General features: G+C 64.0%; 27 protein-coding genes. 19 read left to right on the top strand and 8 right to left on the bottom strand.

All coding sequences use genetic code 11. The annotated features are described in order from the left end of the window. The 11 genes from GTP44_RS18240 to GTP44_RS18190 all read left to right on the top strand — a co-directional run. A partial coding sequence (locus GTP44_RS18240; protein ID WP_161020546.1) for an ammonium transporter occupies window positions 1–1,372 on the top strand: 1,372 nt, incomplete at its 5' end. A gap of 113 nt (window positions 1,373–1,485) precedes the next feature. Then, window positions 1,486–2,787: a glutamate--cysteine ligase gene (gene gshA, locus GTP44_RS18235; RefSeq protein ID WP_160989672.1), complete on the top strand. Its 1,302-nt coding sequence runs from the start codon at window positions 1,486–1,488 to the stop codon at window positions 2,785–2,787. Window positions 2,788–2,878: 91 nt separating this feature from the next. Beyond that, a complete protein-coding gene (gshB, locus tag GTP44_RS18230) occupies window positions 2,879–3,826 on the top strand; it encodes a glutathione synthase (protein WP_161020545.1) in 948 nt (315 codons plus the stop codon). A gap of 47 nt (window positions 3,827–3,873) precedes the next feature. Further along, complete coding sequence (locus GTP44_RS18225; protein ID WP_161020544.1) at window positions 3,874–4,275, top strand: PTS sugar transporter subunit IIA; 402 nt, start codon at window positions 3,874–3,876, stop codon at window positions 4,273–4,275. A gap of 45 nt (window positions 4,276–4,320) precedes the next feature. After that, the gene (locus GTP44_RS18220) at window positions 4,321–4,590 is read left to right on the top strand and encodes an HPr family phosphocarrier protein (RefSeq protein WP_160989669.1); all 270 of its coding nucleotides are present in this window, start codon (window positions 4,321–4,323) and stop codon (window positions 4,588–4,590) included. A 44-nt stretch (window positions 4,591–4,634) separates the two neighbouring features. Next, window positions 4,635–6,383 carry a phosphoenolpyruvate--protein phosphotransferase gene (gene ptsP, locus GTP44_RS18215; protein WP_161020549.1) on the top strand — a complete coding sequence of 583 codons (1,749 nt, stop codon included), beginning with the start codon at window positions 4,635–4,637 and terminating at the stop codon, window positions 6,381–6,383. A gap of 110 nt (window positions 6,384–6,493) precedes the next feature. Then, on the top strand, window positions 6,494–7,609 hold the full coding sequence (gene metX, locus GTP44_RS18210; protein ID WP_229256972.1) for a homoserine O-succinyltransferase MetX: 1,116 nt from the start codon (window positions 6,494–6,496) through the stop codon (window positions 7,607–7,609). Further along, window positions 7,606–8,208 (top strand): methionine biosynthesis protein MetW, encoded by a 603-nt coding sequence (gene metW / locus GTP44_RS18205; RefSeq protein WP_160989667.1) that lies wholly within the window; start codon window positions 7,606–7,608, stop codon window positions 8,206–8,208. Before metX ends, metW begins: the two co-directional genes overlap by 4 nt. Window positions 8,209–8,218: 10 nt before the next feature. Next, window positions 8,219–9,463, top strand: coding sequence for an AmpG family muropeptide MFS transporter (locus GTP44_RS18200; RefSeq protein WP_160989666.1), 1,245 nt, complete (start codon window positions 8,219–8,221; stop codon window positions 9,461–9,463). Further along, window positions 9,450–10,322, top strand: a complete 873-nt coding sequence (locus tag GTP44_RS18195; RefSeq protein WP_160989665.1) for a M48 family metallopeptidase — start codon at window positions 9,450–9,452, stop codon at window positions 10,320–10,322. The genes GTP44_RS18200 and GTP44_RS18195 overlap by 14 nt, the downstream gene beginning before the upstream one ends. 1 nt (window position 10,323) lies before the next feature. Beyond that, window positions 10,324–11,214, top strand: a complete 891-nt coding sequence (locus GTP44_RS18190; RefSeq protein WP_161020542.1) for a pseudouridine synthase — start codon at window positions 10,324–10,326, stop codon at window positions 11,212–11,214. On the opposite strand, the gene GTP44_RS18185 is transcribed toward GTP44_RS18190, so the two are convergent. Further along, complete coding sequence (locus GTP44_RS18185; protein ID WP_161020541.1) at window positions 11,215–11,985, bottom strand: exodeoxyribonuclease III; 771 nt, start codon at window positions 11,983–11,985, stop codon at window positions 11,215–11,217. It lies immediately after the preceding gene. A gap of 76 nt (window positions 11,986–12,061) precedes the next feature. Here GTP44_RS18185 and pyrE point away from each other — a divergent pair, with 76 nt between their 5' ends. The 3 genes from pyrE (at window position 12,062) to GTP44_RS18170 (ending at window position 14,026) form a co-directional block, all read left to right on the top strand. Continuing rightward, entirely contained in the window at window positions 12,062–12,727 is a 666-nt protein-coding gene (gene pyrE, locus GTP44_RS18180; protein ID WP_160989662.1) for an orotate phosphoribosyltransferase, read from the top strand. A gap of 115 nt (window positions 12,728–12,842) precedes the next feature. Continuing rightward, complete coding sequence (locus tag GTP44_RS18175) at window positions 12,843–13,172, top strand: hypothetical protein (protein ID WP_229256971.1); 330 nt, start codon at window positions 12,843–12,845, stop codon at window positions 13,170–13,172. An 8-nt stretch (window positions 13,173–13,180) separates the two neighbouring features. Next, entirely contained in the window at window positions 13,181–14,026 is an 846-nt protein-coding gene (locus GTP44_RS18170) for an alpha/beta fold hydrolase (protein ID WP_161020539.1), read from the top strand. A gap of 233 nt (window positions 14,027–14,259) precedes the next feature. On the opposite strand, the gene GTP44_RS18165 is transcribed toward GTP44_RS18170, so the two are convergent. The 7 genes from GTP44_RS18165 to gatC all read right to left on the bottom strand — a co-directional run bounded on the left by GTP44_RS18165 (window position 14,260) and on the right by gatC (window position 20,665). Further along, window positions 14,260–14,478: a DUF433 domain-containing protein gene (locus tag GTP44_RS18165; protein ID WP_160989659.1), complete on the bottom strand. Its 219-nt coding sequence runs from the start codon at window positions 14,476–14,478 to the stop codon at window positions 14,260–14,262. Between the two features lie 31 nt (window positions 14,479–14,509). Further along, complete coding sequence (locus GTP44_RS18160) at window positions 14,510–15,766, bottom strand: M56 family metallopeptidase (protein ID WP_161020538.1); 1,257 nt, start codon at window positions 15,764–15,766, stop codon at window positions 14,510–14,512. Continuing rightward, window positions 15,763–16,134 (bottom strand): BlaI/MecI/CopY family transcriptional regulator, encoded by a 372-nt coding sequence (locus GTP44_RS18155; protein WP_161020537.1) that lies wholly within the window; start codon window positions 16,132–16,134, stop codon window positions 15,763–15,765. Before GTP44_RS18155 ends, GTP44_RS18160 begins: the two co-directional genes overlap by 4 nt. Before the next feature lie 67 nt (window positions 16,135–16,201). After that, on the bottom strand, window positions 16,202–17,284 hold the full coding sequence (locus GTP44_RS18150) for an acyltransferase family protein (protein WP_161020536.1): 1,083 nt from the start codon (window positions 17,282–17,284) through the stop codon (window positions 16,202–16,204). Between the two features lie 47 nt (window positions 17,285–17,331). Then, entirely contained in the window at window positions 17,332–18,792 is a 1,461-nt protein-coding gene (gene gatB / locus GTP44_RS18145; protein WP_161020535.1) for an Asp-tRNA(Asn)/Glu-tRNA(Gln) amidotransferase subunit GatB, read from the bottom strand. Window positions 18,793–18,816: 24 nt separating this feature from the next. After that, complete coding sequence (gene gatA / locus GTP44_RS18140; protein WP_161020534.1) at window positions 18,817–20,289, bottom strand: Asp-tRNA(Asn)/Glu-tRNA(Gln) amidotransferase subunit GatA; 1,473 nt, start codon at window positions 20,287–20,289, stop codon at window positions 18,817–18,819. Between the two features lie 73 nt (window positions 20,290–20,362). Then, a complete protein-coding gene (gatC, locus tag GTP44_RS18135) occupies window positions 20,363–20,665 on the bottom strand; it encodes an Asp-tRNA(Asn)/Glu-tRNA(Gln) amidotransferase subunit GatC (RefSeq protein WP_160989653.1) in 303 nt (100 codons plus the stop codon). 255 nt (window positions 20,666–20,920) lie between these two features. On the opposite strand from gatC, the gene GTP44_RS18130 reads away from it, so the two are divergent. From GTP44_RS18130 to rodA, 5 genes are all read left to right on the top strand, one after another. Next, the gene (locus tag GTP44_RS18130) at window positions 20,921–21,964 is read left to right on the top strand and encodes a rod shape-determining protein (protein ID WP_160989652.1); all 1,044 of its coding nucleotides are present in this window, start codon (window positions 20,921–20,923) and stop codon (window positions 21,962–21,964) included. 94 nt (window positions 21,965–22,058) lie between these two features. Next, window positions 22,059–23,156 carry a rod shape-determining protein MreC gene (gene mreC / locus GTP44_RS18125; protein WP_161020533.1) on the top strand — a complete coding sequence of 366 codons (1,098 nt, stop codon included), beginning with the start codon at window positions 22,059–22,061 and terminating at the stop codon, window positions 23,154–23,156. Next, on the top strand, window positions 23,153–23,665 hold the full coding sequence (mreD, locus tag GTP44_RS18120; protein ID WP_160989650.1) for a rod shape-determining protein MreD: 513 nt from the start codon (window positions 23,153–23,155) through the stop codon (window positions 23,663–23,665). The genes mreC and mreD overlap by 4 nt, the downstream gene beginning before the upstream one ends. Before the next feature lie 15 nt (window positions 23,666–23,680). Continuing rightward, a complete protein-coding gene (gene mrdA, locus GTP44_RS18115; RefSeq protein ID WP_160989649.1) occupies window positions 23,681–25,729 on the top strand; it encodes a penicillin-binding protein 2 in 2,049 nt (682 codons plus the stop codon). A gap of 13 nt (window positions 25,730–25,742) precedes the next feature. Beyond that, window positions 25,743–26,855, top strand: a complete 1,113-nt coding sequence (gene rodA / locus GTP44_RS18110; protein WP_161020532.1) for a rod shape-determining protein RodA — start codon at window positions 25,743–25,745, stop codon at window positions 26,853–26,855. Window position 26,856: the final 1 nt, after the last annotated feature.

Below are 26,856 nucleotides of genomic sequence, written 5' to 3'. Positions count from 1 at the left end.
CCCCGAGGCCGCGCCGGCCGCCGCCGCGCCCGCCGCCGCGCCCACCCCGCAGAAAGGCGACACCGCCTGGATGATGGTGGCTACGCTGCTGGTGATCCTGATGACGATTCCCGGCCTGGCGCTGTTCTACGGTGGCCTGGTCCGTTCCAAGAACATGCTGTCGATCCTGATGCAAGTGTTCATGATCTTCGCGCTGATCGTGGTGCTGTGGTGCATCTACGGTTACTCGCTGGCGTTCACCGAGGGCAACGCGTTCTTCGGCAACCTGCATGACCGCACCTTCCTGAACAATATCTACGATCCGATCAAGGGCACCTTCGCCTACGCCGCTACCTTCAGCAAGGGCGTGGTGATTCCGGAGTTCCTGTTCGTCGCCTTCCAGGCCACGTTCGCGGCGATCACCTGCTCGCTGATCGTGGGCGCCTTCGCCGAGCGCGTGAAGTTCACCGCCGTGCTGGCCTTCGTGGTGATCTGGTTCACCTTCGCCTACCTGCCGGTCGCCCACATGGTCTGGTTCTGGACCGGTCCGGACGCGATCAAGGACGCCGCCACGCTGGCCACCGAAACCGCCAAAGCCGGCTTCCTGTTCCAGAAGGGCGCGCTCGACACCGCTGGCGGCACCGTGGTGCACATCAACGCCGCGGTTGCCGGCCTGGTCGGTTCCTACATGATCGGCAAACGCGTCGGCTACGGCCGCGAGTCGATGGCGCCCCACTCGGTCACCATGACTATGATCGGCGCGTCGCTGCTGTGGGTGGGCTGGTTCGGCTTCAACGCCGGCTCGCCACTGGAAGCTGGTGACATCGCCGCGCTGGCCTTCATCAACACCCTGCTGGCAACCGCCGCCGCGACCGTGTCGTGGGTGTTCGCCGAATGGATCTTCAAAGGCAAGCCGTCGATGCTGGGTGGCGCCTCGGGTGCGGTGGCTGGCCTGGTGGCCATCACCCCGGCCTGCGGCTTCGTCGGTCCGATGGGCGCGCTGATCATGGGCCTGCTGGCCGGTGTGATCTGCCTGTGGGGCGTCAACGGTCTGAAAAAACTGCTGGGCGCGGACGACTCGCTGGACGTGTTCGGTGTGCACGGCGTCGGCGGTATCCTGGGTGCGATCCTGACCGGTGTGTTCGCCGCACCGTCGCTGGGTGGCCAGGGCATCTTCGACTATGTGGTCAACAAACCATCGCCGGACTACTCGATCGTGTCGCAAGTGATCGTGCAGGCGACCGCTGTTGGCGTGACCATCGTCTGGTCGGGCATCGTCGCGCTGATCGGCTTCAAGCTGGTGGACATCGTGATCGGTCTGCGCGTGCCGGAAGAGGAAGAGCGCGAAGGCCTGGACATCACCACCCACGGCGAATCGGCTTACCACCATTAATTAGCAATGTTTCAAGGAAAGCGCCCTGCGGGGCGCTTTTTTTATTTCCTGCCTTTAAAATAGCGTTTTTGCCCATACTTGCGACATCCGCACGGTAATAAGGAAGTAATCCCATGGTTCCCCACCTCGTCACGGCCCTCAGCGGACCCCTGCTCGACCTCGAAGAAAAAATCCTGGCCGCCACCCCAGCTATTGAGCGCTGGTTCCGCCTGGAGTGGCAGGAGCATACGCCGCCGTTTTATTGCTCGGTCGACATGCGCAACGCCGGCTACAAGCTGGCGCCGGTGGATACCAATCTGTTCCCCGGCGGCTTCAACATGCTGGCCACCGAGATGCTGCCGCTGTCGGTGCAGGCCGCCATGGCGGCGATCGACAAGTATTGTCCGGACGCCCGCAACCTGCTGCTGATACCGGAAGTTACACAGCGCCACGCCACTTACTGGCAAAACGTCGCCCGCCTGATGCAGATCTTCCGCCAGACCGGCCTGCATGTGCGCCTCGGTTCGCTGTCGCCGGACGTCACCGAGCCGACGCCCATCGCGCTGCCGGATGGAAATATGCTGGTGGTCGAGCCGCTGGTGCGTTCGCCGAACGGCCGTCGCGTCGGCCTCAAGGATTTCGATCCGTGCACGATTTTGCTTAACAACGACCTGTCGGCCGGCATTCCGGACATCCTGCAGAACATCCACGAGCAGAGCCTGCTGCCGCCGCTGCACGCCGGCTGGGCGCTGCGCCGCAAGAGCAATCACCTGAACGCCTATGACGAGGTGTGCAAGAAGTTCGGCAAGCTGATCGGCGTCGATCCGTGGATGCTCAATCCGCTGCACGCCAAGTGCGACGCGGTCAACTTCCGCACCGGCGAAGGCTACGATTGCCTGGCCGCCAACATTGACGCCTTGCTGTCGAAAATCAAGAAGAAGTACAAGGAATACGGCATGCGCGAGCAAAAGCCGTTCGTGATCGTCAAGCCGGACGCCGGCACCTACGGCACCAGCATCCTGACCATCAAGGATTCCAGCGAGATCAAGGCGCTGACCCAGGCCCAGCGCGACAAGATGACCGTCATCAAGGATGGCAAGGAAGTGACCGACTTCATCATCCAGGAGGGCGTGCCGACGTTCGAGAGCATCGAGCATGCGGTGGCCGAGCCGGTGGTGTACATGATCGACCGCTATGTGGTGGGCGGTTTCTACCGCGTGCACGGCGAGCGGGGCGTGGACCAGAATCTCAACGCGCCGGGGTCGCAATACGTGCCGCTGGCGTTCGCGCAGCAGCACGCGGTGCCGGATCTGAAGGCCAAGCCGGGCACGGCGGCGCCGAACCGCTTCTATGTGTATGGCGTGGTGGCGCGGCTGGCGTTGCTGGCGGCGTCGCTGGAAATGGAGCGTACCGATCCCAATCCCGAGGTGTATTAGTCGTCATTCCGGCCTGCGCCGGAATGACGGTGTGGCGGTGTCGGTTTTCAATCTCGGCTAAAATCAGTCATTACCTCAACTGGACGTACCCATGAAAATCGCTTTCCTTGCCGACCCGCTGTCGACCTTCAAGACTTACAAGGACTCCACCTACGCCATGATGGTGGAGGCCAACCAGCGCGGCCACGAGGTCTACGCCTTCGAGCAGAAGGACATGGCGGTCGAGCAGGGCGTGGTGACGGCCAACGTGGCGCGCATCCACTTCACCGGCGACAGCACCGACTGGTACCGCGCCGACGCGCCGGTGGACACCAACCTCGGCCAGTTCCACGCCATCCTGCAGCGCAAGGACCCGCCGTTCGACATGGAGTACGTCTACAGCACCTATCTGCTGGAGCTGGCCGAGAAACAGGGCGCCCGGGTCTTCAACAAGCCGTCGGCGATCCGCGACCACAATGAAAAAGTCGCCATCACCCAGTTCAGCGAATTCACCTCGCCAACGCTGGTCACCGGCGACCAGGCGCGCATCCGCGCCTTCCAGAAACAGCACGGCGACATCATCCTCAAGCCGCTGGACGGCATGGGCGGCACCGGCATCTTCCGCGTCAAGGCGGATGGCATGAACCTGGGCGCCATCATCGAAACGCTGACCGGCAACGGCCAGTACACCATCATGGCGCAGCGCTTCATCCCGGCGATTGAGCAGGGCGACAAGCGTATCCTGGTGATCGGCGGCAAGCCGGTGCCGTTCTCGCTGGCGCGCATCCCGCAAAACGGCGAAGTGCGCGGCAACCTGGCGGCCGGCGGCATCGGCGTGGCGCAGCCGCTGACCGAGCGCGACTTTGAAATCGCCCATACCCTGGGACCGATTCTGGCCGCCCGCGGCCTGTTGCTGGTAGGATTAGATGTTATCGGTGATTTCCTGACGGAAGTTAACGTCACCAGCCCGACCTGCTTCCAAGAAATTACCCAGCAGGCCGGCTTCCCGGTCGCCGCGATGTTCATCGACGCGGTCGAGGCGGCGGTGGCGGCCCAATAAGTCTCTGATGACAAGAAAATTTTAATCCTGACTGGCGGTTTAACAATATGGTAGGCATACTACTTCTGACGCACGCACCGCTGGGACAAGCCTTTCTGGCGGCTTGCGCCCACGTGTTCCGCGGCCCCACCGAGCAGCTGGAAGCGATCGATGTGGTCGCCGACCAGGATCTCGGCGAGGTGCAGACGCTGGCGGCGGCGGCGATCAAGCGTCTCGACAATGGCGAGGGCGTGCTGGTGATCACCGACGTCAAGGGCGGCACGCCGGCCAACTGCTGCAACCGGCTGGCCGACGCCGGCCGGGTCGAGGTGATCGCCGGCGTCAGTCTGCCGATGCTGCTGCGCGCCATCACCTATCGCCGCGACACGCTCGATGTGGTGGTCGAGATGGCGCTGGCCGGCGCGCAAAGTGGCGCGGTGCGCGTCGACAACCGGACACGCGTCGGCTAACCCCGACGTTTTTTAGCAATGCGCATTGATTGAGACAGAAGAAAAATGATTCAGCAAGAACTCGAAATTATCAACAAGCTTGGTTTGCATGCGCGCGCTTCCGCCAAATTCACCCAACTGGCAGCAAAATACAAAAGCGATGTCTGGCTGACGCGTAACGCGCGCCGCATCAACGCCAAGTCCATCATGGGCGTGATGATGCTGGCGGCCGGCAAGGGCGCCAAGGTGCTGCTGGAGGCCGACGGCCCGGACGAAGCCGACTGCGTCGCCGCCCTGACCGCCCTGATCAACGACAAGTTCGGCGAAGGCGAGTAATGCCAGCGGAGCGCAGCCGTCCTCGTTTCCCCGCGGGCCAGTCGATGGCCTCGTTCACGCTGCACGGCATTCCGGTCTCGCGCGGCATCGCGATCGGCCGCGCCCACCTGCTGGCGCCGGCCGCGCTGGACGTCAAGCACTACCTGGTGGCCGACGATCAGGTCGAGGCCGAGGTCAGCCGTCTGCAGCAGGCGCTGGCCGCCGTCCACAAGGAACTGCAGACGCTGTGGAACGAGCTGCCCAAGGACGCGCCGACCGAACTGGGCGCGTTCATCGACGTGCACGCGCTGATTCTGTCCGACCCGATGATTTCCGAAGCGCCGCTGGACATCATCCGCACCCGCCACTACAACGCCGAATGGGCGCTGCTGACGCAGATCGACGAGCTGTCGGCGCAGTTCGACGAAATCGAAGACCCCTACCTGCGCGAGCGCAAGGCCGACATCCAGCAGGTGGCCGAGCGCGTGCTGAAGGTGCTGATGGGCACCGAGCCGATCCTGCCGCCGGCCGCGCCGGCCGGCGACGACGAGTTCCAGCCGCAGCTGATCATCGTCGCCCACGACATCTCGCCGGCCGACATGCTGCAGTTCCGCGACCGCTCCTTCATCGGTTTCGTCACCGACGTCGGCGGCCAGAACTCGCATACCGCCATCGTCGCCCGTTCGCTGGACATTCCGGCGGTGGTCGGCATGTCCGGCGCCTCGACGCTGATCGAGCAGGAGGACTGGCTGATCATCGACGGCGACGCCGGCGTGGTGATCGCCAATCCGAGCGCGCTGGTGCTGCAGCAGTACCGCGAACGCCAGGGCGCCGCCGCGCGCGCGCGCAAGAAACTGCAAAAGCTCAAGAAAACGCCGGCCATCACCAAGGACGGCACCGCGATCACGCTGCTGGCCAACATCGAGCTGCCGGACGATTGTCCGGCGGCGATGGAGGCTGGCGCCAACGGCGTCGGCCTGTTCCGCTCCGAATTCCTGTTCATGGGCCGCAACAGCAAGATCCCGTCCGAGGACGAGCAGTTCGAGCAGTACAAGAAGGCCGTGGTGGCGATGAAGGGCCGTCCGGTCACCATCCGCACGCTCGACATCGGCGCCGACAAGCCGCTCGACCAGAGCGAGCAGACCGCGCTCAATCCGGCGCTGGGACTGCGGGCGATTCGCTACTGCCTGGCCGAGCCGCAGATTTTCCTGACCCAGCTGCGCGCCATTTTGCGCGCCTCGGCGTTCGGCAAGGTGCGCATCCTGGTGCCGATGCTGGCGCACGCGTTTGAAATCGACCAGACGCTGGCCATGGTGGCGCAGGCCAAGGTCGAGCTGCGCGAACAGCACATCAAGTTCGACGAGCAGATCGACGTCGGCGCGATGATCGAGATTCCGGCGGCCGCGCTGGCGCTGCCGATGTTCGTCAAGCGCATGGACTTCCTGTCGATCGGCACCAATGACCTGATCCAGTACACGCTGGCCATCGACCGGGTTGATTATGAAGTCGCCCACCTTTACAATCCGCTGCATCCGGCGGTGCTGCAATTGATCTCGATGACGATCGCGGCCGGGCATAAGGCCGGGATCGACGTCGCCGTGTGCGGCGAAATGGCCGGCGACGTCAAGCTGACCCGCCTGCTGCTGGGCATGGGCTTGCGGGAATTCTCGATGCATCCGGCCCAGCTGCTGTCGGTCAAGCAGGAAATCCTGAACAGCGACCTTGCGCGCATCGTGCCGCAGACGCGCAAGATCATGCGCTCGATGGAACCCAACGTAATTGCAGACGCGGTCGAACAATTACAGTTGATGTGAGTCGGCGGGACGCTTCATTCGCGGTCCCGCCTTGATTGATGGCCCGTGGGGCCGCCCCTCCGATAAAAACTAGAGCAATGTCATCCCTGGGATACGTTAAGCCGCAAACCATGCATTTTGCCGAGCCTCTGCGCCTGCAAAGCGGCGCGTCGCTGCGCGACTATATGCTGATGTACGAAACCTACGGCACGCTGAACGCCGACCAGTCCAACGCGGTGCTGGTATGCCACGCGCTGAACGCCTCGCACCATGTGGCCGGCGACTATGAAGGCCAGCCGAAAAGCACCGGCTGGTGGGACAATATGGTCGGTCCCGGCAAGCCGCTGGACACCGACAAATTCTTCGTGATCGGGATTAACAACCTCGGTTCCTGCTTCGGCTCCACCGGTCCGATGCACACCAATCCGGCCACCGGCAAGCCTTACGGTGCCGCCTTCCCGGTGGTGACGGTGGAGGACTGGGTGGCGGCGCAGGCGCGCCTGGCCGACCAGCTGGGCATCACGCAGTTCGCCGCCGTCATGGGCGGCTCGCTGGGCGGCATGCAGGCGCTGGCCTGGTCGATCATGTACCCGGACCGGCTGCGCCATTGCGTGGTGATCGCCTCGACCGCCAAGCTGTCGGCGCAGAACATCGCCTTCAACGACGTGGCGCGCCAGGCCATCCTGTCCGATCCGGACTACCACGGCGGTGACTTCTACGAACACGGCGTGGTGCCGAAGAACGGCCTGCGCGTGGCGCGCATGGTCGGCCACATCACCTACCTGTCGGACGACGACATGGCCGAGAAATTCGGCCGCAAGCTGCGTGACGTGGCGGAAACCGGCGACTACCAATTCGGCTTCGGCATCGACTTCGAGATCGAATCGTATCTGCGCTACCAGGGCGACAAGTTCTCCGAATACTTCGACGCCAACACCTACCTGTTGATCACCAAGGCGCTCGACTACTTCGACCCGGCGCGCAAGCATGGCGACGACCTGGCCAAGGCGCTGTCCGCGACCAAGGCCAAATTCTTCCTGGCCTCCTTCACCACCGACTGGCGCTTCTCGCCGGAGCGCAGCCGCGAGATCGTGCAGGCGCTGCTGAGCAACCGGCGCCAGGTCACCTACGCCGAGATCGACGCGCCGCACGGCCACGACGCCTTCCTGCTGGACGACCCGCGCTACATGAACATGGTGCGCGCCTACTACGGCCAGGTGTGGAAAGAGATCGGGGGAACGGTATGAACTTTAATGAATTGAGCGCGGCGCGCCCGGACCTGGCCTTCATCGCCCACTGGGTGGGGACGCGGGCGCATGTGCTGGACGTCGGCTGCGGCGACGGCGTAATGATGGACTATCTGCAGAGCGACAAGCAATGCAGCGGCTACGGCATCGAAATCGCCGACGACAAGGTGCTGGCCTCGACCCAGCGCGGGGTGCGGGTGATCCAGCAGGACATGGAGCATGGCCTGGGACTGTTCGGCGATAACTCCTTCGACACGGTGCTGTGTTTATCGTCGCTGCAGATGATGCAGCATGTCGAGGACCTGCTGCGCGACATCGTCCGCGTCGGCAAGGAGGCGATCGTCTCGTTCCCCAACTTCGCCTACTGGCCGCACCGCGTGGCGCTGCTGAAGGGGCGCATGCCGGTGTCCGAATCGCTGCCGTATGCATGGCACGACACGCCCAACGTCCGTTGCGCCACCATCTATGACTTTCGCGATCTGGCCGAGGAATGCGGGCTGGAAGTGATCGAATGTGTGGCGTTGGCGGAGGGGAAGCGGGTATCATTCCTGCCTAATCTGCGCGGCGATCTTGCCGTGTTCCGACTACGTAAAAAATAACGACTAAATAATGAGCGACAGGCCCTGGTACAGTTACCTCAACGGACGCACCGTTTCCATCCTGTTCCTGGGTTTCAGCTCCGGCCTGCCGCTGTACACGCTGATCTATCTGATGCAGGCGTGGCTGGCCAAGGCCGGGCTGGATGTCAAGGCGCTCGGCCTGTTCGGCCTGGCCATGTTCCCCTACACCTTCAAGTTCCTGTGGGCGCCGCTGATGGACCGCTACACCGTGCTGCCGATCGGCCGCCGGCGCGGCTGGATGGCGGTCACGCAGCTGGCGCTGTTCGCCTTCATCGGCGGCATGGGGATGCTCGATCCAAAACTGGAGCTGTCGCTGATCGCGGTGGTGGTGTTCCTGATCGCCTTCCTGTCGGCCAGCCAGGACGTGGTGATCGACGCCTACCGCCGCGAGATCCTGGCCGAGGAAGAGCAGGGCCTGGGCGCGGCCATCATCGTCAACGCCTACAAGGCGGCCAGCCTGATCCCGAGCGCGCTCGGCCTGGTGCTGGCGGACAGCCAGCCGTGGCAACTCGTGTTCTGGGTGGTGGCGGCCTTCATGCTGCCCGGTTTCGTCTGCACGCTGCTGGCCAAGGAGCCGGTGGTGTACGGCGCGCCGCCGAAGAATCTGCAGGAAGCGGTGGTGCTGCCGTTCCGCGAATTCGTCCAGCGCGACGGCTGGAGGCAGGCCATGTTCGTCATCGCCTTCGTGCTGCTGTACAAAATCGGCGACACCATGACCACCGCGCTGTCGACCAAATTCTTCCTCGACATCGGCTTCTCCACCAAGGACATCGGTCTGGCCGCCAACGCCACCGGCTGGTGGGCCAGCCTGGCCGGCGGCGCGGTGGGCGGCATCTGGATGATCAAACTGGGCATCAACCGCGCGCTGTGGGTGTTCGGCGTGCTGCAGGCGATCGCCATTCTGGGCTTCGCCTGGCTGGCGCAGGTCGGGCCGGACAAGCTGCTGCTCAGCGCGGTCTTCGGCTTTGAGGCGTTCGCCAGCCTGGGACTGGGTTCGGCGGCACTGGTGGCTTTCATGTCGCGCGCGACCGACCCGCGCTACACCGCCACGCAATACGCGCTGTTTTCCAGCCTGGCGGCGGTCCCGCGCACATTCATCAATTCCTCGGTGGGGTATATTGTCGCGGAAACCGGCTGGTTCTGGTTCTTTATCGTCTGCTTCATCCTGGCTTTCCCTGCGATGATGATGTTGCCCAAAATTGCCCCGTGGAATAGCAAACATGAAAAAGCTTAAACTCAAAGGCGCCTTGCTGGCGCTGCTGCTGTGCGCCAGCGCCATGGCGCAGAATGATGGTATTCCGGTCGATAAACTGTCGCGCCTGCGCGGCATCGGCGGCGACGCCGCCCAGTTCGACAAACAGTCGAAGCTGCAATACGACCAGATGCTCAACGAGGCGCACAAGAAGGACGCCGTCGCCACCGACAGCAATCCGCAGCTGATCCGTCTGCGCGCCATCGCCAAGCGCATTATCCCCTTCACCGCGCGCTGGAATGCGGATGCGGCCAAGTGGGACTGGCAGGTCAACCTGCTGCGCTCGGACACCGTCAACGCCTTCTGCATGCCGGGCGGCCGCATCGCCTTCTACAACGGCATCCTGACCAAGCTCAATCTCACCGACGACGAGGTGGCCATGGTGATGGGCCACGAAATCGCCCACGCGCTGCGCGAGCACGCGCGCGAGCAGGCCGGCAAGAACACCGTCACGCAGGTGGGCGCGCGCGTGCTGGGGGCGATCGGCTCGGCCTATTTCGGCGTCGATCCGCGCCTGGGCGACGCCGCCGCCGGCGCCGTGTCGCAAGGCCTGGCGCTGAAGTTCTCGCGCAACGATGAAACCGAGGCCGATTTGGTGGGCATGGATCTGGCCGCGCGCGCCGGCTTCGATCCACGCGCCGGCATCGCCTTGTGGGAGAAGATGGGGGCGATCAACAAGAACCAGCCGATCAGCTTCCTGTCCACCCATCCGGCCGGCAAGGACCGCATCCGGGAAATGAACGCCAATATGCATCTGGTGTTGCCGGTCTTCGCCCGCGCCAAGGGACTGGATCCGGACAAGTTGCCGCCCTACCGTTCGATCGCGCTGCCCAAGTCCTGATATGTCGCGTCACCCGCTGCCCATGCGCGACGGCGTCGCGCCCAGCTACCTGTATCTGCCGGAGGGCGACTGGCCGGACATGATCACCTTCCTGGCGGCGCGCTTCCCGGACGTGTCGGAAGCGTCGTGGCGCGAACGCATGGCGCGCCACGACGTGGTGGACGCCGACGGCCAGCCGCTGCTGCCATCGAGCCGTTTCAAGCGCGGCCTGCGCATCTTCTACTATCGCGAGCTGGAGGCGCCGGAAACCCCGATTCCGTTCCAGGAAGAGATCCTGCACATGGACGAGCATCTGGTGGTGGTCGACAAGCCGCACTTCCTGCCGGTGATTCCCACCGGCCGCTTCCTGCACGAGACCTTGCTGGTGCGGCTACGCAAAACGCTGGGCGAGGAGGACCTGGTGCCGATCCACCGTCTGGACCGCGAGACGGCCGGCGTGGTGATCTTCTCGCGCAACGCCGCCACGCGCGGCACCTACCAGTCGATGTTCCAGAAGCGCGTGATCGACAAGGAATACGAAGCGCTGGCGCCGCGCCTGCACGGCGTGGAATTCCCTTTCAGCTACCGCAGCCGCATGGTGGAGGGCGACAAGTTCTTCACGATGAAAGAGGCCGAAGGCGAGCCGAATTCGGAAACGCTGATCGACATCATCGAGCAGCGCGGCGAACTGACGTTGTACCGGCTGTATCCGCACACGGGGCGCCAACACCAGCTGCGCGTGCACCTGTCGTCGCTGGGCGTCCCGATTGTCAACGACGCCTTCTATCCGGTGGCGCTGCCGTGCAAGCAGGACGACGTATCCCAGCCCTTGCAATTGCTGGCGCGCGCCATCAGTTTCATCGATCCGCTCAGCGGCGAATGGCGCGAATTCCGCTCGCGCCGCACGTTGTAATCAGGCGCCGTACTCGATGATCAGTGGCGCGTGGTCGGAGAATTTTTCGTCCTTGTAGACGGCGACCGCCGTCGCCTTGGCGGCGATGCCGGGGGTGGCGACGTGGTAGTCGATACGCCAGCCGACGTTCTTGGCGTAAGCCTGGCCGCGGTTGCTCCACCAGGTGTATTGCTCTTCGCGCGGATCGAGGCCGCGGTGCACGTCGACATAACCCACCTCGTCGAAGATGCGCGTCATCCACGCGCGCTCTTCCGGCAGGAAGCCGGAGTTCTTCTTGTTGCCCTTCCAGTTCTTCAGGTCGATTTCCTTGTGGGCGATGTTCCAGTCGCCGCAGATGACCACTTCGCGCCCTGCGGCGTGCAGTTTTTGCAGATGAGGCAAGAACAGGTCCATGAAGCGGAACTTGGCTTCCTGACGCTCCGGGCCGGATGAGCCGGACGGGCAGTACACCGAAATCACGGTCAGATTGCCGAAGTCGCACTGCACGTAGCGGCCCTCGGCGTCGAACTCCGGCGCGCCGAAGCCGATCACCACGCGGTCCGGTTCGATCTTGCTGTAGACGCCGGTGCCGGAGTAGCCTTTTTTCTCGGCATAGTGGAAATGGCCGTGGTAGCCGCCCGGATTGCGGAATTCCGGCGTCATGTCCGGCGCCTGCGCCTTCAGTTCTTGGACGCAGACGAAGTCGGCGTCTTGCTTGGCCAGCCAGGTGAAGAAGCCTTTGGAGGCGGCGGAGCGGATGCCGTTCAGGTTGGCGGAAATGATTTTTGGCATAGAAGATTCGGTGCAGAAATAACGGAATGCGCTAGTGTAGCGGTAAAATACCGGCACTTTAAAGAAATGAGGCATCATGCAAAACTTACGTCAGGAATTTATTGCGTTTTCGGTCAAAAGCGGTGTGTTGCGCTTCGGCGAGTTCACCACCAAGGCCGGACGCCAGTCGCCTTACTTCTTCAACGCCGGCCTGTTCCACGACGGCGCCACGCTGGCCCAGGTGGCGCAGTTCTACGCGCAGACGCTGATCGATTCCGGCGTGCAGTTCGACATGTTGTTCGGCCCGGCCTATAAAGGCATCACGCTGGCCTCGGCCACCGCGGTGGCGCTGGCCGGCAAGGGCCGCAACACCTCGTTCGCCTTCAACCGCAAGGAAGCCAAGGCCCACGGCGAGGGCGGCACCATCGTCGGCGCCAAGCTGCAAGGCAAGGTGGTCATCATCGACGACGTGATTTCGGCCGGCACCTCGGTGCGTGAATCCGTCGACATGATCCGCGCCGCCGGCGCCGAACCGTGCGCCGTGCTGATCGCGCTGGACCGCATGGAACGCGGTGGCAAGGACGGCCAGATCTCCGAGCTGTCGGCGGTGCAGGAAGTGACGCGGCAATACGGCATTCCGGTCATCTCCATCGGCAACCTGGACGACCTGTTCGGCTTCCTCAACGGCGCCGGCGCCGATCCGCAACTGGCGCAGCACAAGGATGCGGTGGCGGCCTACCGCGCCCGCTACGGCATTGTTTAATTGGCTAGCTTGCTAGACTTTGATATTTCTATGGTGTAACCTTCCGAGAGGCAGGAGACCATAAAGGCAGACCATGAATAGCGCAACATTGAAGGTGCACGGAGACCCCGACGGCTTGGCAGACGTCCGCGACGGCCTGCCGACGGAGCCGCATGGCGACTGGCAAAAGGGCGACGTCAAGCCCGATGGCCGGGTGCGCATCGATTCCGGTTTTTACGTGGCCATCGGCAGCGGGCAAAACCCGGGCGAGCTGCTCAAGCAGATCCGTTTCTACCTCGGCGAGTGCCGCGCGCGCGGCATCCACTTCGAACGTTCCGACGTCGATGCCGAGTTGCGCATTTCCTTCCCTTGCGAGCCGGGCGTGGCCACGCCGACGCTGGACCTGTCGCTGGCCGACATGACCATGCTGGTCGAGATGGGCATCAACCTCAGCATTACGGCCTGATCCGCACCATGCGGTTTGGCGAGGACCGGCTGACGCAATTCACGGCGGGGCAGGGCGTGCCGCGCCGCGTGCACGTGTGGGAGCCGGCCGCGCCGCGCGCGGTCATCCTGGCCATTCACGGCGGCATGGCGCACGCGGGCGACTACGTCACGCCGGCGCGCCACTTCCGCCAGCACGGCATCGCCACCGTCGCCTACGACCTGTGCGGCCATCAGGACGCGCGCCGGGTCGATATCCCCGGCTTCCATGTTTTTCTCGACGACAGCCAGCTGTTCCTGCAGTGGGTCAAGCAGCAGTATCCCGGCTTGCCGGTGTACGTGATGGGTCACTCGATGGGCGCGCTGATCGCCACCCATCTGGGACTGGGCGGCTTTGCCGGTGACGCGGCGGTCAAGGGCTTTATTTGGTCGTCGCCGTATTACGTCAACGCGATCAAGGTATCGCCGGTGCTGCTGGCGCTGTCCGGCGTGCTGGGCGCGCTGGCGCCGCGCATGAAGGTGCCGCTGGCCGCGCTGACGCACCAGCTGACGCACGACCGCGCCATCACCGAACGTCACTATCAGGACGAACGCGACGGCATCCGCGCCACTGAAATCACGGTCCGCTTCGGCAACGCGCTGACGGCGGCGCAGCAAGGCCTGGCGGCGCGCATGCCGCAGTGGACGCAGCCGTTGTTCGCCGTCGTCGCCGGCGACGACAAGCTGGCCGACGCCGACGCGGCCGAGGCCATGCTCAAATCGGTGCCGGCGCATCTGCTGACTTACCAGCGCCATCCGCAGAACTTCCACGAAAATTTCAACGAGCTCAATCGCGAGCAGATCTTTGCCGATATCCTGGCTTGGATAAATCGCTAGCAGATGACAATTACCGCATGCGGCTTCAGATTGGGAAGCGCTTGCAGGAGTCTGGGGACAAGTGGAAGCAAATAGATTAATTCATTCGAAAGAGCATCCAGGATCACCACCGCGATTGGAAGCTGCGCAAGATTCTGTTGGTGTGGAATGTTTTTGTCGACAGTACTTTCTCAACCACTGTCTTTATGGTGTGGCCGGGGAGGTGACGTCGTAGTCTGGCGGGAACGGACTCGTCAAGCAGCAAACGCATGATCTAGCAGGCGGCTCTTGGCTGTATTGAGCACAGCCATTGCCACCTCTCTTGAAACCGATGGGAAGTCAGCCAAAAAGTCTTCCAGCGAGGATCGGCCTGTCAGGTAATCGAACAGATTCTGCACCGGCACGCGCGTACCACTAAAACAGGGCACGCCGCTCATGATTTCGGGATCGCGTGAGATATGGGGGCTTTCCATGATGGCTCCTGATGCTGTGCGTACTGATAGTCTACTCCAGCGTCCAGACGTACTGCATTTTTTGCCAGGTGGCGAAGGGCTTGCCGGCCCGGGTAGCGGGTTTGAACTGGCATTTTCCGATGCCGATGCGGGCTGCTTCGTCCAGATCGATGTGGCCGCTGCTGCGGTCGACTTTGGCGTTGCTGACATGGCCTTCGGCATCGATCTGGAACGCCAGCTGGACCATGCCGGTGCGCTCGGCCGCGATGGCACCTTCCGGCCAGGCCGGCTTGGCGCAGGTGCGGAAATCGACCCGCGCCGCCGTGATCGCGCGTGGGCGCTTCTCCACCACGGTAGCCTGCGCGTAGATCGAAACGCAGGCGGCGGCCACCGCCAGCATGGCGCAAGCGGCCTTCCAGTTCAGCGATTGCGGGGCAGGGCGCAGCAGGTGCTGGATGCGCTGTACCAGGTCGCCGCCGCTGGCCGCCAGCGCCAGTTGCTGATCGGCGAAACGCAGCTTTTCCAGTTCCGACAAGGCCAGCGCCAGCCGGCGCGGTTCGCCCAGCTGTTGGGCGGCCAGATGATCGGCGATCAGCTCGCGCTCAACGCGGATGCGGCGCGAAATCCACCACACGGCAGGCTGGTAGAACAGCAGCGTCTCAATCACGTTTTGCAGCAGGTTCACCACGTAATCGTGGCGCTTGATGTGCGCCATTTCGTGCGCCAGCAGGGCATGCAGCAGGTCCGGCGGCATACCGCTCAACAGCGATGCCGGCACCAGCACTACCGGACGCCACCAGCCAGCAGTGACCGGGCTGGCCAGCCTGGCGGTTACGCGCAGGCGCACCGCACGGTTGATGCCGAAGCGGTGCGCCAGTTGCGCCAATTCCGCCTCCCAGCGTTGCTGGCCAGGATGCGTATGTGGGTGGCGGCTGACGCGTCCTATCCACAGCAGTCCCGCCAGCATGCGCAGCGCCAGCACGGCAGCGCACAGCGCCCACAGGCTGACGACGTGGCGCAGCGCATCGCGCAGATCGAACCAGCTTTGCTCGCGGGCGGCGCCATACGCGGCTTGCAGTCCCGGCAAGCTGGCGCTGGACGGCTGCGCGCCGCTGGCGAGGCGTTGCCACAGATCGAACGCCGGCCAGCCCAGGCAGGCCAGCAGCGCGCAGCAAGCGGCCAGATAGCGGTACTCAGCGCGGCTGTTGCGCAGCAGGGTGAGGACGACGGCGGTGGCGCAGCCGAGCAGCAGGCCTTGCCACAGGAAGTGCATCAGCGTCATGCCGAGCGCGTAGGTGAGGGCGTTCATTGTTTATCGTCCTTCAGCAGTTGCTCGATTTCTGCGCGTTCTTTTTTCGAGATACCGGTGCGCAGCGCGGCCAGCACCAGCGCCTTGGCCGAGCCAGCGAAGGCTTTCTGCATCAGGTCTTGCAGCAGGTTGCTTTGTAGCGCGTCCTGCGCCTGGGCGGGCGCGTAGATGTGGGAGCGCTGACTTTCGTCGCGGGTCAGGATGCCTTTGGTGTGCATGATCTGCATCAGCCGCAGCACGGTGCCGTAGGCGAGGTCGGGCTTCTCGGCCAGCATGGCCTCGTGCACCTGCTTGGCGGTGGCCGCGCCCAGCGGCCACAGGGTTTGCAGCAGCTCCAACTCTCCGGCTGTGGGTTTGGGAATGCTCACGACAGCGCCTGTCCAATCGTTGTAAAAGCTGTAGCGTAGCTACTGTAGACAAAAATGTATACTTTTATCAGTGACCGGTTAACTGTCGCCGTAGGCGCAGGCCTGGGCGTTCGATTGCCAGATAGAGCAGGGCGGCGGCGGCCAGCGAGGCTGCCATGTAGATGACCAGGGCCAGCATGGGCGCTTGGCGGCCGAGGTCTGGCAGCAGGGTGTCGAGCCAGGCGTAGATTTGTTTGTGGATCAAGTAGAGGCTGAAAGCGAGGATCGCCACGGTTCGCACGCCGGGCAGCGTCTGGCGGCCGATCCAGGTGGCGGGGCTGATGGCGCCGGTCAGCAGCATGGTGCAGCCGAGTGCGACCAGCGGGAACAGGACGATGGCGCCGGTTGGACTCATTAGCGGGATCTGTGTGCTGGCGGCGAGCGTGATGGCGCCGGCGGCCAGCAGTGCGCGGCCATGACCCAGCAATGCATCCCACCACGCCGGGCGGAAGGCGCGGCATGCGGCCAGGTTGACGCCCATCAGCAGGCCGTCCAGGCGCGCGTAGGTCGGGTTGTAGATCAGACCGATGAAGTTGCGCATCGCCCCACCGGCATCATCGGCGAGATGCGGTGCGACTTGCGCCTGCCACAGCCAGCCGCGCAGCAGCATGCCGCCGCCGATCAGGCTCACTGCCAGCACTATCGCCCGGCGTGCGTTGAGGCGGCGCGCCAGCAGCCAGGCGGCCACCGGGAACAGCAGGTAGACGTGTTCTTCGACGCATAGCGACCAGGCGTGCGAATACGCCGCCCCCTGGCGCCAGTCCGAGGCGAAATTGAGCGTGAAGGTCAGGTACTTCCACAGTGGCTGCAGCGCGCCGCCTTCGGGCGACGGCAGCAACACATACAGCACCAGTACCGCGTAATAGGCCGGCAGGATGCGCAGCGCGCGGCTCAGCATGAAACGCCTCCAGTGCGGCGCTTCGCCGTGCGCGTAAGCACGCAGCAGCTGCCAGCCGATCAGATAGCCGCTGAGTACAAAGAACAGGTCCACGCCCATCCAGCCATGTTCGACGAACACCGGCATCGGAATGCCGTGGCTGCTGATGTGGTACAGCATCACCGCGGCGATGGCCAGCGCGCGCAGCAAATCAAGTCCCGGTGCGCGGGTCATCGCCAAGGATCCATGTATGAAAAAGGACGCCGTGGCGTCCTTGGGGGTTAACCGGCCAGTTTGGCCTTCAGCAGCTCGGTGAGCTGCGCCGGGTTGGCTTTGCCACGCGAGGCTTTCATCGCCTGGCCGATCAGCGCGTTGATCGCCGCTTCCTTGCCGGCGCGGTACTGCTCGACCGATTTCTCGTTGTTGGCGATCACCTCGTTGACGATGGCCTCCAGCGCGCCGGTGTCGGAGATCTGCTTCAGACCTTTGGATTCGATCAGCGCGTCGACCAGGTTGTCGTCGTCCGATTTGGCGGCCCACATGTCGCCGAACAGTTCCTTGGCGGTCTTGTTGTTGATGGTGCCGTCGGCGATACGCTTCAGCATCAGCGCCAGCTGCGCCGGTTTGACCGGCGCGTCGGCGATGTCCACGCCCTCACGGTTCAGCGTCGACGAGACGTCGCCCATCAGCCAGTTGGCGGCGGCCTTGGCGTTGTCCTTGCCGGCGGCGTCCACCACCGCGACGAAATAGTTGGCCATGGCTTTCGACTGGGTCAGCACCAGCGAGTCATAGTCCGGCAGCGCGTATTCGGTGACGAAGCGCGCGCGCATCGCGGCCGGTAGTTCCGGCATCGCGCCTTTCACCTGCTCGATCCAAGCGTTGGAGATGACCAGCGGCGGCAGGTCCGGGTCCGGGAAGTAGCGGTAGTCCTGCGCGTCTTCCTTGCTGCGCATTTCGCGCGTCTCTTTGCGATCCGGGTCGTACAGGCGGGTCGCCTGCACCACTTTGCCGCCGTCTTCAATCAGCTCGATCTGGCGGCGCACTTCGACGTGCACGGCTTCTTCGATGAAGCGGAAGGAGTTCAGGTTTTTGATCTCGCAACGGGTGCCGAATTCTTTCTGGCCCTTCGGGCGCACCGAGACATTGATGTCGCAGCGGAACGAGCCTTCCTGCATGTTGCCGTCGCAGACGCCCAGCCACATCACCAGCGAATGCAGCGCCTTGCAGTAGGCCACCGCCTCGGCGGCGCTGCGCAGCTCCGGCTCGGAGACGATTTCCAGCAGCGGCGTGCCGGCGCGATTGAGGTCGATGCCGGACATGCCGGCGTAGTCTTCGTGCAGCGATTTGCCGGCGTCTTCTTCCAGGTGGGCGCGGGTCAGGTTGACGGTCTTGGTGACGAATTCGCCATCCTTCTCGTAGCCGAACGTCACGGCGCCGCCCAGCACCACCGGATCTTCGAATTGGCTGATCTGGTAGCCTTTCGGCAGGTCGGGGTAGAAGTAGTTTTTGCGGGCGAAGATCGAGGCCGGCGCGATCTTGGCGCCGACGGCCAGGCCGAAGCGGATCGCGCGATCCACCGCCTGCTTGTTCATGACCGGCAGCACGCCAGGCAACGCCAGGTCGACCGGGCTGGCCTGGGTGTTGGCTGCGGCGCCGAAGGTGGTCGGCGCGCCGCTGAAGATTTTTGATGCGGTAGTGAGCTGCACGTGGTTCTCAATACCGATGACGACTTCCCATTCCATATGATTCTCGCTGTGTGTTTGTTCTTAGATGCCGGCCGGAGCGCGGGTGTGCCAGTCGGTCGCCTGTTGATAGGCGTGGGCGACGTTCAGCAGCTTGGCCTCACCAAAATGCTTGCCGATGATCTGCAGGCCCACCGGGCGCTCCTTGGCGCCGAAGCCCACCGGGATCGACATGCCGGGCAGGCCGGCCAGGCTGGTCGACAGCGTGAAGATGTCGGCCAGGTAGGCGGCCACCGGATCATCCGATTTGTCGCCCAGGTCCCAGGCGACGGTCGGCGCCACCGGGCCCATGATGACGTCGCAGACGGCGTCCGGGCCGTTCAGCACTTTCTCGAAGTCCTGTGCGATCAGGCGGCGGATCTTCTGCGCCTTCAGGTAGTAGGCGTCGTAGTAGCCGTGGCACAGCACATAGGTACCGACCATGATGCGGCGTTTGACTTCATTGCCGAAGCCCTGGTCGCGGGTTTTCCGGTACATGTCCTGCAGGTCCTTGTAGCCTTCGGCGCGGAAGCCGTAACGCACGCCGTCAAAGCGCGACAGGTTGGACGAGGCCTCGGCCGGGGCGATCATGTAGTAGGCCGGAATCGACAGCTTGGTGTTCGGCAGCGAGATGTCGACCAGCGTCGCGCCCAGCTCCACGTACTTGGCCAGCGCGGCGCGCACGGCGCTTTCCACGTCCGGCGACAGGCCTTCGCCGAAGTATTCCTTCGGCACGCCGATGCGCAGGCCGGTCAGCGGCTGGCCTAGTTCGCGGGTGTAGTCTTCGTCCACACCGCCCAGTTCCGGGGGCAGCGAGGTCGAGTCGCGTTCGTCGAAGCCGGCCATGGCGTTGAGCAGCAGCGCGCAGTCTTCGGCGGTTTGCGCCATCGGGCCGCCCTGGTCCAGCGACGAGGCGAAGGCGATCATGCCGAAACGCGATACGCGGCCATAGGTCGGCTTGATGCCGGTGATGCCGCAGAACGCGGCCGGCTGGCGGATCGATCCGCCGGTGTCGGTGCCGGTGGCGCCCGGCGCCAGGCGCGCCGCCACGGCGGCGGCCGAACCGCCCGACGAGCCGCCCGGTACGGCGGTTTTGTCCCACGGGTTTTTCACCGGGCCGAAGGCCGAGTTTTCATTGGCCGATCCCATGGCGAATTCGTCGCAATTGAGTTTGCCCAGCGTGACCATGCCGGCCTGCTGGAACTTCTCGACGACGGTGGCGTCGAATGGGCTGACGTAGTTGGCCAGCATCTTCGAGCCGGCGGTCGAGCGCCAACCCTGGGTGACGAAGATGTCTTTGTGGGCGATCGGCACGCCGGTCAATGGCGTGGCGGTGCCGGCGGCGAGGCGGGCGTCGGCCTCGGCCGCTTGCGCCAGCGTCAGCGCGCGGTCGACGTGCAGGAAGGCGTTGAGGTCGCTTTTCTCGATGCGGTCGAGGAAGTGTTGGGCCAGTTCGGTGGCGGTGATCGCTTTGCTGTGCAGGAGGACGGACAGCTCTTTAATGGTTTTGGTGTGCATGGGCGGTTCAGTTCAATTCGTTGCGGCGTCGCCGGCATTCCGGCCGGCGCCGGAATACCGGCGGCGGGGTCTGTTACTCGATCACTTTCGGCACCAGGTACAGGCCGTCCTGGGTTTTCGGCGCCACGGCCTGATAGGCGTCGCGGCGGTTCGGTTCGGCGGCCACGTCGTCGCGCAGGCGCAGGGCGATGTTGTTCATGTGCGCGGCCAGCGGGTGGCTCAGCGGGGCGACGCCGTCGGTATCGACCGCCTGCATCTGTTCAGCCAGCGCGAAAATGCCGTTCAGCTGGTCCAGCGCGGTGGCGCTTTGCTGTTCGCTCATCTCAAGTTGGGCCAGTTTGGCAATGCGGGTTACGTCGGTTAGGGTCAGGGACATGGCGGAGCTTAGTTGTGAGTTTGATAAAAAACTTGAATTTCTTGCTATCCGTCGATAATTGCCGACGAATGCCGCTTAATTCGCGGTCTCAGGCACCACACTATTGCGTGGATTTTCGATAAATCGCAGTTAAATTATAAGGTAGAATGGCGGGTTGATGCGTTGTCGGCGCCGAATCATTGCTGCCGCCGCATTTCGGACAGATTTCTTACTCAACGGTTTACGCGCACACTGGTGGCGCCACGGGACACTTTAATGTTTGGTTTTTTACGTCGTTACATTTCCTCTGATCTGGCCATCGACTTGGGCACGGCCAATACCCTGATCTACGTTCGCGGCCAAGGCATCGTACTGGACGAGCCTTCGGTAGTGGCTATCCGCCAGGAAGGCGGCCCGAATGGCAAAAAGACCATTCAGGCGGTTGGCAAAGAAGCCAAGCAAATGCTGGGCAAGGTGCCCGGCAACATCGAGGCGATCCGCCCGATGAAGGACGGCGTGATCGCCGACTTCACCGTCACCGAACAGATGCTCAAGCAGTTCATCCGCATGGTGCACGACTCCAAATTCTTCCGTCCTTCGCCGCGCATCATCATCTGCGTGCCGTGCGGCTCGACCCAGGTCGAGCGCCGCGCGATCCGCGAATCGGCGCTGGGCGCCGGCGCCTCGCAGGTGTACCTGATCGAAGAGCCGATGGCGGCGGCGATCGGCGCCGGCCTGCCGGTGTCCGAAGCCACCGGCTCGATGGTGGTCGACATCGGCGGCGGCACCACCGAGGTGGGCATCATCTCGCTGGGCGGCATGGTCTACAAGGGTTCGGTGCGCGTGGGCGGCGACAAGTTCGACGAGGCCATCGTCAACTACATCCGCCGCAACTACGGCATGCTGATCGGCGAGCAGACCGCCGAGGCGATCAAGAAGGCCATCGGTTCGGCCTTCCCAGGCTCCGAAGTCAAGGAGATGGAAGTCAAGGGCCGCAATCTGTCGGAAGGCATCCCGCGCTCGTTCACCATCTCGTCCAACGAAATCCTTGAAGCGCTGACCGACCCGCTGAACAACATCGTCTCGGCGGTCAAGAACGCGCTGGAACAAACCCCGCCTGAACTGGGCGCCGACATCGCCGAGAAGGGCATGATGCTGACCGGCGGCGGCGCGCTGCTGCGCGACCTGGACCGGCTGCTGATGGAAGAAACCGGCCTGCCGGTGCTGGCGGCCGAAGATCCCCTGACCTGCGTGGTGCGCGGCTCGGGCATGGCGCTGGAGCGCATGGATCAACTGGGCTCGATCTTCTCCTACGAATGATGTGACAAGACCGGGGCCGCCAACAAGCGGCCCCGGTTCTTTTGGGTGAGTTGACAGTCTCGTTGGCGCGCGTGCGCCGGATTATTTGGAAGTCATGGAATACAGTCCTCCGCCACTTTTCAAGCAAGGTGCTTCGGCCCGGGTCAAGGTGATGGTGTTTGCGTGCATTTCGATTGCACTGCTGCTGGTCGACTCGCATATGCGCAGCCTGACCACGATCCGCCAGGTGGCCGGCACCGTGCTGTATCCGCTGCAGATGGCGGCCCTGATGCCGCGCGACGCCATTTACGGCGTCGGCGATTATTTTTCCTCCTTGTCGTCGATGGAAAAGCAGGTCAACGAGATGAAGCGGCAGCAGATTCTCAATTCGCAGGCCTTGCAGCTGGCGCAGTTGCAGGCGGCGGAAAACGCCCAGCTGCGCCGCTTGCTCGACGCGCGCCAGCAGGTGCCGGTCAAGTCGATGCTGGCCGAGGTGCTGTACGACGCGCGCGACGTCAACAGCCGCAAGATCATTCTCAATCGCGGCAGCCGCAACGAGGTACAGCTTGGCCTGCCGGTGATCGACAACCAGGGCGTGGTGGGCCAGGTGACGCGGGTGTTCCCGTTCACCTCCGAGGTGACGCTGTTGTCCGACAAGGAGCAGGCGATCCCGGTGCAACTGCTGCGCAACGGCTTGCGCAGCGTGGCCTATGGCCGCGGCAAGCCGGGCAACCTGGAGTTGCGCTTCACGGCGCCGAACGCGGATATCCAGGTGGGCGATATCGTCGTCACCTCGGGCCTGGACGGCGTGTATCCGGCCGGCCTGGCGGTGGCGCGCGTGACGCAGGTTGAAAACAGCGCCGGCGGTTCGTTCGGCGGCGTGATTTGCCAGCCGCTGGCCGGCATCGCCAACAACACCCAACTGCTGATACTGATGTCGACTCCGGACAAGCCGCCGCGTCCACCCGAGGACGAGGCCAAGCCGCTGCGCAAGAATAACAAGCAAATGGCGCCGGTCAAGGACGTGCCGAAGGAGGCCGAAGGCCAGCCGGCGCCGCCCGCCGCTGGTGCCGCCGCACCGGCCGCGCCGACCGCCGCCACTGGCGCGCCGGGCCTGATACCGGTGCCGCCGCCGGCGCCCAAGCCCAAGCCGGCCGCCACCGATGCCGCCGCGCCGGCCGCCGCCGACCAACCCAAGGAGCCGGCACGATGAACCGCCCGCACTACATCCTGCTGCCGGTCAGCCCGCTGTTCATCTTTTTCAGCCTGTTCGGCGCCTTCCTGCTGAATCTTCTGCCGTGGGGCCACCTCGTCGGCGTGCCGGATTTCGTCGCGCTGGTACTGGTGTTCTGGGGCGTGCATCAGCCGCGCAAGGTCGGCATCGGCACCGCCTTCATGCTTGGCCTGCTGATGGACGTGCACGACGCCACGCTGCTGGGCGAGAACGCGCTGTCGTACACGTTGCTGTCCTACTTTGCCATCATGATGCACCGCCGGGTGCTGTGGTTCCCGATCTGGACCCAGGCCGTGCATGTGTTCCCGCTGCTGCTGATGGCGCAGTCGGTGCAGTTGATCGTGCGCTTCTTCGTCTCCGGTAAATTCCCCGGCTGGTTCTACTTCATCGAGAGCGTGGGCGCGGCCGTCCTGTGGCCGCTGATCACCTGGCTGTTGCTGGCGCCGCAGCGCCGCGCGGTCGACCGCGATCACACCCGCCCGATTTGACGCAGCGGTACCAGCATGAACGAAATCAAGGATAACCAGCGCGAACTGCAGCAGTTCCGCCTGCGCCTGACGGTGATCGGCGGCATGGTGTTTTTCTGCTTTGCGCTGCTGCTGATGCGCTTCATCTGGCTGCAGGTGATCAAGTACAACGACTTCGCCGTCAAGGCCGAAGAGAACCGCATCGCCATCGTGCCGGTGGTGCCGAACCGCGGCCTGATTTTGGACCGCAACGGCGTGGTCCTGGCGCGTAACTACTCGGCCTACACGCTGGAGATCACGCCGTCCAAGCTGCACACCACGCTGGACGAGGCGATCGACGAGCTGTCCAAGCTGGTGGAGATCGACGTCAAGGACCGCCGCCGCTTCAAGAAGCTGCTGGACGAATCCAAAAGCTTCGAAGGCATACCGCTGCGCACCCGCCTGACCGACGAGGAAGTGGCGCGCTTCACCGCGCAGCGCTTCCGCTTTCCCGGCGTGGAGGTGCAGGCGCGCCTGTTCCGCCAATACCCGCTGGGCGAGACCGCGTCGCACGTGATCGGCTACATCGGCCGCATCAACCAGTCCGAGGTCAAGGCCATCGAAGCCAACGACGATGCCGCCAACTACAAGGGCACCGACCATATCGGCAAGGAAGGCCTGGAGAAAAGCTACGAGAAGCAGCTGCACGGCCAGACCGGTTACGAGGAAGTGGAAGTGTCGGCCGGCGGGCGCGCCATCCGCACGCTGTCGCGCACTCCGGCCACGCCGGGCAATAACCTGATCCTGTCGGTCGACATCGAACTGCAGAAGGTGATCGAGGAAGCCTTCGGCGAGTGGCGCGGCGCGTTTGTCGCCATCGAGCCGGAGACCGGCGACATTCTGGCCTACGTCTCGCGTCCCGGCTACGATCCAAATCTGTTCGTCGACGGCATCGACTCGCAAAGCTGGAACGAACTCAATACCTCGCTCGACCGGCCGATGGTCAACCGGCCGCTGTCCGGCACCTATGCGCCGGGTTCCACCTTCAAGCCCTTCATGGCGCTGGCCGCGCTGGAACTGGGCAAGCGCAACGCCGCCACCGCCTATCCGGACCCCGGCTTCTTCTACCTGGGTGGCCACAAGTTCCGCGATGATAAAGTTGGCGGCCATGGCAATGTGGACCTGCGCCGCTCGATCATCGTCTCCTGCAATACCTACTACTACCAGCTGGGTAACGACATGGGGATCGACTCGATCACCGATTTCATGAAGCCGTTCGGCTTCGGCCAGAAAACCGGTATCGACCTGGATAACGAGAAGGTCGGCGTGCTGCCATCGAAGGAGTGGAAGCGCAAGCGCTTCAAGGGCAACGCCGGACGCTGGGTCGGCGGCGACACCATCTCGGTGTCCAACGGTTCCGGCTACAACTCGTACACGCCGCTGCAGATCGCGCACGCCATGGCCAACCTGGCCAACGACGGCGTGGTGATGAAGCCGCATCTGGTCAAGATCATCGAAGACGGCGCCACCCGCGCGCGCCGTCTCACCGTGCCGAAGGAAAGCTACCGCATCCCGCTCAAGCAAGAAAACATCGACATCATCAAGAGCGCGATGGTGGGTGTGAACAGCGAACCTGGCGGCACCGCCTACCGCGCCTTCGCCAGCGCCGGCTACACCTCGGGCGGCAAGACCGGCACCGCGCAGGTGGTCGGCATCAAGGCCAACGAGAAGTACAACAAGGCGGCGCTGGCCGAGCGCCTGCGCGACAACGCGCTGTACGTCGCCTTCGCGCCGGCCGACAAGCCGAAAATCGTGGTCGCCATGGTGGTGGAAAACGCCGGCTGGGGCGCGGAGATCGCCGCGCCGATCGCGCGCAAGGCGCTGGACTTCTACCTGCTGGGCAAGCGCCCGGCGGGCAAGGAAACCACCAAGGTGCCGAAGGAGGACGCGGCGGAATTCGTGCCGATCGAAGACCCCGAGGCGGCCGAAGCCGCCGCCGCGGCGCGCGAAACCCAGCCTGCACCAGCACCAGCGCCGGCACCGACCACGCCACCAGCGGCCGCGCCGGCGCCGCAACCGGCCACGCCGGAACGGAAGAAACAATAAGGATTACCAGACCATGCGCATTCATGAAAGACGCTCGCTGTGGCGTCGACTGCGGCCCTACTTCACCGTATTCGACGGCCCGCTGACGGTCATTCTGCTCATGCTGCTGACGGTCAGCATGGTCACGCTGTACTCGGCCAGCCTTGGCATCCCCGGCAAGATGGAAGACCATTTGCGCAATATCGTGCTGTTCTTCATCGTGATGTGGGTGGTGTCGAACGTCACGCCGCAGTTGATGATGCGGATCGCGGTGCCGGCCTACGCGGCCGGGGTGTTCCTGCTGGTGTGCGTGGCGCTGTTCGGCATCATCAAGCTGGGGGCGCGGCGCTGGCTGCACGTCGGCATCGACATCCAGCCGTCCGAGTTCATGAAGATCGTCACGCCGATGATGCTGGCGTGGTATTTCCAGAACCGCTCCGGCCATCTGGACTGGAAATCGTTCGGCGTCGCGGCGCTGTTGCTGGCGGTGCCGGTCGGCCTGGTGGTGCGCCAGCCCGACCTGGGCACGGCGTTGCTGGTGGTGGCCGCAGGTTTCAGCGTGATCTTCCTCGCCGGACTGGCGTGGAAGGCGCTGGTGGCGCTGCTGTTGGCTGGCGCCGCCGCGCTGCCGATCATCTGGTCGGTGCTGCACGACTATCAGCGCGAACGCGTGATGACGCTGATCGACCCGACCACCGACCCGCTGGGCAAGGGCTTCCACATCATCCAGTCGACCATCGCGGTGGGCTCGGGCGGTTTGACCGGCAAGGGCTGGACCCACGGCACGCAGGCCCACCTGGAGTTCATCCCGGAGCGCACCACCGACTTTATCTTCGCCGTGTATTCGGAGGAATTCGGCCTGGTGGGCAACCTGATTCTGATGGTGCTGTACCTGCTGCTGATCGGCCGTGGCCTGATCATCGCCGGGAATGCGCCGAACCTGTTCACCCGCCTGCTGGCCGGCGCCATGACCATGATTTACTTCGCTTACGCCTTCGTCAACATGGGCATGGTCAGCGGCATCCTGCCGGTGGTCGGCGTGCCGCTGCCGTTCATGAGCTACGGCGGCACCGCGCTGGTGACGCTGGGCGTCGCCGGCGGCATCCTGATGAGCATACAGCGGCACCGCAAGCTGGTGCAGACCTGAG

It is taken from the genome of Duganella lactea (assembly GCF_009857505.1).
GTDB classification, from domain to species: domain Bacteria; phylum Pseudomonadota; class Gammaproteobacteria; order Burkholderiales; family Burkholderiaceae_D; genus Rugamonas; species Rugamonas lactea.
The sequence above is the reverse complement of the archived record's forward strand: the minus strand, read 5'-3'. Positions and strand labels throughout refer to the sequence as shown.